This window comes from Candidatus Omnitrophota bacterium (genome assembly GCA_013791745.1).
GTDB lineage: Bacteria > CG03 > CG03 > CG03 > CG03 > CG03.
The window spans coordinates 1-8,942 of sequence record VMTH01000135.1; the positions used below are offsets into that span (position 1 = coordinate 1).

The window sequence follows — 8,942 nt, forward strand, 5'->3', positions numbered from 1 at the left end:
ACAACGGCGTCAATTATTTTAATGTTGCTCCATGGACTTTCAGTTCGGCGTCGGAACTCTGGATAGTGTGCGCGGGTTCAACATCATGGTCATGGAATTCATCAACAGTAACATTCAGTTACGGCGCCTCTTATACCGCCAGATCCCGCATGACGGACAAAGCCTCCAATCCGGAAGCGCCCGGAGCGGGTAAAACTTTTGTATGGGATAATGCCTCTCCCGCGTCGTATATCCAGTATCCCGAGGAAGGGGCGACGAATAACATAAATGATTCTACATCAACCCTCACAATTTACGGCACCGCCTCTGACGCTTATTCCAATGTCAGCAAAGTTGAACTCGCGATAAAGAAAGGCGCGGGGAACCTTTACTGGGACGGAAGCGTGTGGCAGAGCGTGAGCGAATTCTGGGTGGTGGCGGATTTGTGGGCGTCTTCCTGGACATACACGGGCGTTAATTGCGGCGACGGCTCCAATCACAGAATATGGGTCAAGGCCTATGACGATGTTCTGCCGGTAAACAACAAGCAGGCGCCCACTGTGGGAGTGGAGGGCAGCGAGAATTCAAAATTCAAGTATGATATAACCGACCCTGTCAGCGATATCAGCTACCCCGGCAAAGGCATGGCGTATAATGTGAAAACCGGCACTTATACAGGAACTTTTGATGACCCGAATTTCGGAAGCGGCGTCAGCGAGGTGAAAGTTGTCATAAGGAGAGATTCCGACAATTTATACTGGTTCGGCGACGCGCCTTTCTGGTCGGATGAGACTCCGCTGGCGGCCTCTCTTGTCACAGCGGACACTTTTGAGTTTTACATTTCTAATGTGCCGGAATTTTATAAAAACATATCAGGGGAGACGCCGGAGGAAAAATATTTTATCTACACGAAAGCGCGCGATTTTGCGAACAATTATGAGGAAGGCGTCACTGTGCCGTGGACGGTCTGGAGATCAACTTTTATTTATGATACCGTGGCGCCTCTGATTGCCATTTCAACGCCGTCTCACCTGTCTCATTATAAGGAGCTCGCCGAAATAGGCGGCACGGCGGGGGATAACTGGAGCGGAATTGATTTTGTTGATGTGAGGATTTCAACGAATTCCTCTTATTTCTGGACGGGTTCTTCGTGGAGCGCGGTTTCCTTCTGGCTCAACGCGAGCGGCTCCGCCAGCTGGACATATACAACGCTTCCCGCATGGAGGGACGGAACAATATATAAAACGGAATCCCGGGTTTGGGATAAGGCCGGCAATTATAAACTCGCCATCGCGACTTTCACATTTGATGTTTCTTTGCCGACGGCGACAATAACGACGCCCGCCGCCGGAGAGCCCCATTATACGACGGATACGCTGCCCGTTAATTTCGCGGGTAATTCGGCGGACACTTCGCCTGGCCAGACGGTAAAAATCTACACGGCGCTCAAACATTTTAGTTCGAGCGAGTGGTGGACCGGCATAACTTGGACGTCTGGACAGCCTGTGTGGCTTGATAACGCGACAGGCGTCGCTCCCTGGCAGTGGCCGGTTAGTGTCACATGGAAAAACGCATCCGCCGACGAAAAACACGTTTTTTACGCTATCGCCAAAGATAAGGCGGGCAATACCCAGTATAACGCCAGCGCTTCCTCGGCAACTTTCTGGTTTCAGGGGAACATGCCGGAAACTCTTATAACAAAGCCCATAGAAGGGAAATATTATAATCGCGAAGCGGTCGGTTTGATTGCCATACAAGGCACTTCAAGTTACGCGAGCCAATGTTCCGTGAGGCTGCAGAGGCCCGGCGGAGACTGCTGGGATCAGTCTGCGAAATTGTGGAAATCATCCGGCACTTTTGAATGGAACGAGATAACCGGCCTCAATAACAACGGCGCCGATTCATGGTCACTGGTTGTTGACACGAATGCCTGGGTGAATAACACGCAGTATAAAACGACTTCAAAAGGTTTCAGCGCGCTCCTCAATACCACAGAGTCCGACTGGGGCACGAAAGCGGAAACAAACAAGAATTTCACGATGGATCTTCAAAATCCCTCCGCGGGGACAACTCTTCCCGCCAACGGCTCTTATGCCCGGGAGCTTTCGGAAATCAAGGGCACGGCATCAGATGCCATCGCGGGCGTGAGAGAAGTAAAAATAACATTGAAAGATGTTGATAATGAAAACAGATACTGGAGAGTGACGGATTCATCATGGGTTGTTTCCGTGACCTGGTCCACATCAACTTTCGCGGGCGGGGTGTGGACTTTTTCAAATGTTCCTCAATGGTCGCACGGCCATCAGTATAAGATCCAGCCCAAAGCTTTTGACGATATAAACGACGGCGCCGGTAATTTTAACGAGGCCTCGGGCACTGAGTTTTCGTTCATATACGATATTGTCGCTCCGACGGCCGTTGTTACTTCTCCCTCTGACGGCCTGTATCCTTCCGCTCTTTCATCTATAAAAGGAACGCAGAATGACGAGTTTTCCGTTCCCTCAATCTTCCTGCAGATTAAAAATAAAAAGACGACAACTTACTGGCAGGGCGGCTGGTACACATCCGAAAAATGGGCCTCGTGTTCCATATGGGCGTCCTCGTGGACATATTCCGGTGTGCCGGCATGGAATAACGCGACCGAGTATCAGCTGAAAGTCAAGGCTTGGGATGGTGCGGGTTCCACCTCTTCAATTCCGACAAGCAGTTTTATTTTTGATAACACGGAGCCTGATTCGGCTCTGACCCAGCCCACGCCTTCCGATCCCTATGTGGGAGAAGGCGGTCTTGACACTATAGGCGGTACGGCCTCGGACGCTGTTTCAGGGGTTCCCGATGCGGCTGTGAAAGTGCAGGTTATGGATCTGACGCTTCCTGTAACCGGCTACTGGAACGGCGGCGGCTGGCAGTTCTCGGGTTTCTTGCTTGACACGAGCGGTTCGCTTTCCTGGTCAAAGGATTTTGTCGCGCCCGAATGGCAGTCGGCGAACAAATACAGGATCATCTCAAAAGTTTCCCGGGACAACGCGACGCCCGTGAATGTGGAAAGTACACCTTATTCTTTTGATGTTGTCTTTGACACAGTTCCGCCCCTGAGCCGCGCGACATATCCTTCCGACAACAGCAAAGTAAAAGCCGTTTCGCAAATAAGAGGAACCTGCGAAGACGACTGGTCGTCGGTTCAGAATGACTGGGCGAATTATCCTCTTGAGCTTGAGATCGTGGCGCTCGCCAACGGCGCCGTTGGCGGATGGGGCAATGACGAATACTGGACGGGTTCTTCCTGGACGGTGACTTCGGGGCACAAGGTTTATCCGAATGTTTTTGTCTCCTCCTGGTCATACACTTTCGGCGGCTCATGGTCTTCCGGCAGGGAATATAAGGTGACGCCTAAAATCTATGACAGGGTTCCCAACGAGCAGACGGATATTTCATTCAACACATTCCTTTTTGACAATGACCTGCCCGCCTGCGCGGTCACAAATCCTGACGGGAATTTAAATAGCGCTCCGTCTGTTGTAAAAGGTACCGCGTTGGATAATCCCCCCGCGCCGAGACAAAATTCCGGAATTTCGCTCGTGCATCTCAAAATTCAGGATCTTGAATACGGCGCCACGGCGCACTGGACGGGCTCGGCTTGGACGGCTTCGGAAACATGGTTTGCCATCGCTTCCGGCACATGGTCGTACACTGTGCCTTATCCGACCAGCACCTGGACGGACGGCCACACTTATAAGATCTGGTGCAAAGCATACGACATAGCCGGCAATTTTTACGAGAATTCCGGTGAATACAAGACCTTTGTTTATGATATAACCGAACCTGAATCCGGCGTCGCGGTGCCGGTTGACGACGCTTATTATCCCGCCGGAAGCCCATCCGTTCTTTCGGGCACAGCCTCCGACCCGGGTTATCCGGTGCTGGGCACCGATATTTATCAGGTGAAGGTTCGGATACAGAGATATTCTGATGGCTGGCAGTATAATCCGTCGTTTTCTCCCTTCTGGAGAGATCCCGGCGTAAGCGGTCAGCAGTGGCTGGCGGCGAATTATAATTCCACAACGGATGAATGGGATTACACCGTTCCCGTTTCATCCTGGCCCTGGGCTAACGGTGTAAAATACGCCGTCTGGTCACGAACGGAGGATAATGCGGGAAATTATAAAATTGAATCCTCATCCGCCGTTTTTATCTGTGACACAAAGCTGCCGGGGGCAAGCGTGGTGTTCCCGGGAAACAACAGTTTTCTGAGTAACAAAAACACCGTTTTGGTTTTGCATTCCAGCGATACTTCCCCGGGTATTATAAACGAAACGGTTGTGAAAATTTTCAGGGAAGACAATAAATACTGGGATGTTTCCGGTGACGAATGGCAGGACATTACGCTTGGCGAAGTGTGGAACACCGCCGCGAAATACAAAGAATGGACGCAAGGAAGCGTTTATAAATCGTCTTGGACATGGACAGGCGGCGGGGCTTTTGACTGGAGCGACGGCGTCGAATATAAAATCGCTTCAAAAGGCAAAGATAACGCGGGGAACTGGTCTGTCGTTTCCGCGTCACACACTTTTAAGATAGATTGGTCTTCGGGGACTTCGGGTGTGTCCCTCCCTGTAGATACAAAATTTTACAAAAGCCTGACTCAGCTTCAGGGAACGGCGAAAGACGCTCCTGTGCTTGCTTCTCCTTCCGGAATACCGCCCACCGGGGTGAAAGTCAGAATAAAAGATGTGGACACCGGGAATTACTGGAGAGGTTCAGTTGGGCACTGGGGCGCCGAGTTATGGCTTACGGCAAGTAATAACGAAGCTCCTGATCCTGACATTTGGACTTACGATGATATTGACATTGCCGATAACAGCGCCTGGATAATGAACGGCTACGGCCACAAGTTTGAGGTGACGGTTAAAACCATAGACAGGGCATCTAACCAGGAACAGCTTACGGCGGCCAATACCGTTTCATTCTATTTTGACAACATTGCCTCGACTTCCGCTGTCCAGGTTCCTTTTAACGGGGCAAGTTACAACGCCCTTGCTTTGTCGAGCGGCAGCGCTTCCGATATGGCCTCAGGCACTCATCCCGCGGGAGTGAAGGAAGTGAGGGTGAGGATAAGAAGGCCTTCCGACGGCCTTTTCTGGAAAGAGTCAACAGAGGAGTGGTCGGGTTCCGAAACCTGGAATGCGGCCTCCGGTACCACGGGATGGCAGATATCAATTTCAACCGAGGCGTGGTCGGGGCTTTCCGGTTCTTCCTTCACAATAAATTCCATGGCGATTGACAATGTCACGGAGCCCTCGGCGAATATGGAGGTGAATTATTCAACGAAGACTTTCTGGATTGACAATGTGCCACCTCAATCCGGTCTTACAAAGCCGGTGGCAATTGCTGTAACTCCCCCGCCTTACACGGTTTATTACAGGGATATCAGCCAGATCACCGGCACTTCTTCGGATGATGTTAAAGTAGCTTTTTCTCAGATTTCAATTAAGAAAAACGATTCGGCTTCTGTCTGGAACGGATCCAGTTGGCAGGCAGGTACGGAATACTGGATACAATCGGGCGGTGAAAATGTCAGCCCCTGGACTTATAACATTTCCGGCGGCACTTCCGCATGGACATCGGGAGAAAGATATATCGTAAAATCCAGAGCGACAGACACCTGTGATTACGACCCGAATGTTGAGACAGCGTTTAACACCGACAATACTAAGTACTTTATCTTTGACAATGTCAAACCGAAAACTAAGATAACGAAGCCCGCGCATGATACGGGCTATGACATCACTTTTGTTGAGAACTCAAAGATTGAGGGAACCGCCACGGACGGCTTCTCCGGCACATGGCCGGCCGGGGTCAACAGCGTTCAGGTCGCCTTGCAGAAATCAACGGGCACATCATATTCCGACCCCGATGATCTCTACTGGTGGGACGGAGGAAGCTCGACTTCAAGTTTCACAGGCGTAAGCCCGATATGGCTTTCCGCGACAATGCTTGGCGGTTCTCCTCCTGCATGGGAGAAGGCTGTTTCTTCAACCGTGTGGAAATCGGGGAGAAGATACAGGGTGATAGCCCGCGCGCAAGATAAAGTGCCGTCGCCTAACATAGAGGACAGTTTTGTCACCTCCGATAATAACAATTAGTTCGCGATTGACTATCAGGCGCCGATAACGGTTTTTGCCCGCCCGCAGAACGGCGCGTCCTATAATGCGACCAACAATAAACTTGCAAGCATTTACGGGACCTGTTCCGATGACGCTTCCGGTGTTCAGGTATCCTCAATCACAATCAAGCGGCTTGACAATAGTGATTTCTGGCAGGCCCCGGGCTGGAACTCCACCGAGAAGTGGCTGACCTGCGGGTTATCTTCAAACGGGACTTTCTGGTGGTTCAACAGTGTGCCCGACCCATCATGGCCCGACGGGGTCATCCAGGGTTTTAAGGTTGATGTCCGCGCGAAGGACAAAACCGGCAACACAGAGACACCGCACGCAGTTCAGTTTACAGTGGATTCCGCGCCGCCCGAATCCGGGGTGGCGAGCCCCGCGGGCGGGAATTTCGTGAGCGCTCTGTCGGAGATTTCAGGAACCTGCACCGACGGCTTCAGCGGAATCAGCAATGCCGATAAAAAAGTGTATATTCAGATTGTTGATATCACTTCAGGGACCTGGCGTTATTTTAACGGCGGCGGCTGGGATGCGGGAGTTGAGTCATGGCTGCAGGTGACGTCTCTCTCCACCCCGACATGGTCTTATGCGAAAAGCGAGGTGACATTCAACTGGAAGAACGGCCACAGGTATATTGTTCTGCCGAGGGCGGAGGATATGGCCCAGAACATTCAGACCGTTTTTTCCACTTCCACTTTTTACTATGACAGAAACGCCGTTGACACCGACGGTAAAATAGGAGAGCCGAATTCCGCTGTAGGGACGCCCTCCTCTAATCTTTATACGAAAACGCTCACAGCCATAAGCGGAACGGCCCAGGACCAGCCCCAGGGGGTTTGGTACGGCAACACGCTTTCTTCCGCCGGCATCAAGGATGTTTATATCAAATTGAAAGACGACACGGCCGCTAAACTCTGGACGGGTTCCACCTGGACGGCGACGGGCCAGTTCTGGCTGGCGGTCTCAGGCAAAGAATCGTGGTCTTATCCTTTCAATAACAGTGACTGGATAAACAATCATAAATACATTGTTAACACAAAGGCCCGCGACAACACGGATGTGCCGGGGCCGAATGTTGAGATCTCGATTTCAACAAGGACTTTTTATATAGATCAATCATCCCCGACGGCGGTGACGGTGTCGGCGCCTTCGGGCAACCTGAAGACAAGGCCCGCGGCGGTAAGCGGCACGGCAAAGGATGACACGGGCGCGTTTGAATCCGGCATTATAATGGTAAAGTCTTTCATTTACGATCTTGACGCGCTGAGATACTGGAACGTGGAACAGTCTTCCTGGCAGGTTTCGGTCTATTGGGCCACGACGACCCTGACGGGCGCGCCTGTGACCGGCTGGAACGCTTCGGTTCAGCAAAGCGCATGGACAGACGGCCATCAATACCGTATGAAATGCGAGGCATGGGATTTAGCGGGCAACGGAAAGCTGTCGGATTATACATATTTCACTTTTGATGAGACGGCTCCCGAATCTTTCGTTTCCGTGCCAACCCACGGCGCTTATTATCCCGAGGGGTCTCCGGCTTCGCTTTCCGGAACGGCTTCGGACAATAAGAGCGGCGTCACAGAGGTGCTTGTGCGGCTGATGAAAAAAACCGGCGCTTCCGCCGGAGCCCACTGGAGGATATCGGATAAGACATGGAGGCCCGCGTCCGAGGATATTGTCTGGTCGACGACGACGCTGTCGGGCTCCAACCCGTGGAGCTGGTCCATCCCGTCGGGTAATCTTCCCGCGGCCTGGGAAAACGGCCTGTCTTATCTTGTGGTTGCGAAATCGAAAGACGCCGCGAACAATGAAGAAAGTGTCTTCAACGTCACTGTTGATTCCAACACCTTCACTTATGACACGAGCAAGCCGCTTAGCGGCATAACTAATCCGGCGGGAGACACAAACAGCCCGCCGCAGCTTATGGGCACATGTTTTGACGCGTCGCCGGGGAATGTGAGCACGGTAACGGTGAGGATAAAGAGAAGCGGAAATCAGTTTTATCACGAAGACGGAGCGACGCCCGGGTGGCAGGACGGGTCGGAATATTGGAATAAAGCGGTATTATCGTCAGCGTCAACGGCGTGGTGGTGGTTGGGGAGCATCTGGAACACAGAGGTTGAATACACAATAAACAGCAGGGCGAAAGATAACGCGGGGAATTGGGAGGCGTCTTTTACGACATTCACATTTATAAACGATTATGAGAGGCCTGTATCAAATTCAACGGCGCCGTTTAACGCGTCGTATAAAACGCTGAATTACATAGGGGGCATTGCGAATGACGATCCCGATATAGGCCCTGTGGCCTCGGGGTTGAGCGATGTGAAACTGATGGTAATGGATATAACGGAGAACACCACATATTATTGGCAGAACCCGACGCTGTTCTGGTCGATAGATGTGATGTGGAAAAATGCGACGGGTTTAAGCGAGTGGGGTTTTGACGAGATAAATGACATCGGCTGGAAAAAGAGAGGAACGGGTCACAGGTTCAGAATCATGACAAAAGCGAAGGACTGGTCGGGCAACGAAGAAATCCCGTCGGCTGGATTTGAGTTTGTGTACGACACGAGCACGCCTGTGTCGGTATCGACGGGGCCTGTGAATAATACGAGTTACTCGTTTATGAGCGGGCAGGCGATTCTGGCGGGCACGGCGAAAGACGAGCCGAATTTGAGTTTGCCCCGCGCGGGCAACGCCGGCCTCGATGTTGTGAATATATCGCTTAAAGATAAATCCAATTCCAATTGCTGGACGGGCTCAAGCTGGACGGCGACAAGCCCGTACTGGATA

At 51.8% G+C, this 8,942-nt stretch carries 1 protein-coding gene; it reads left to right on the forward strand.

Going from position 1 to position 8,942, the window contains the following annotated elements:
- Positions 1-6,377: 6,377 nt before the first annotated feature.
- The coding region (locus FP827_06420) for a hypothetical protein (GenBank protein MBA3052701.1) at positions 6,378-8,942 on the forward strand (2,565 nt) is incomplete at its 3' end.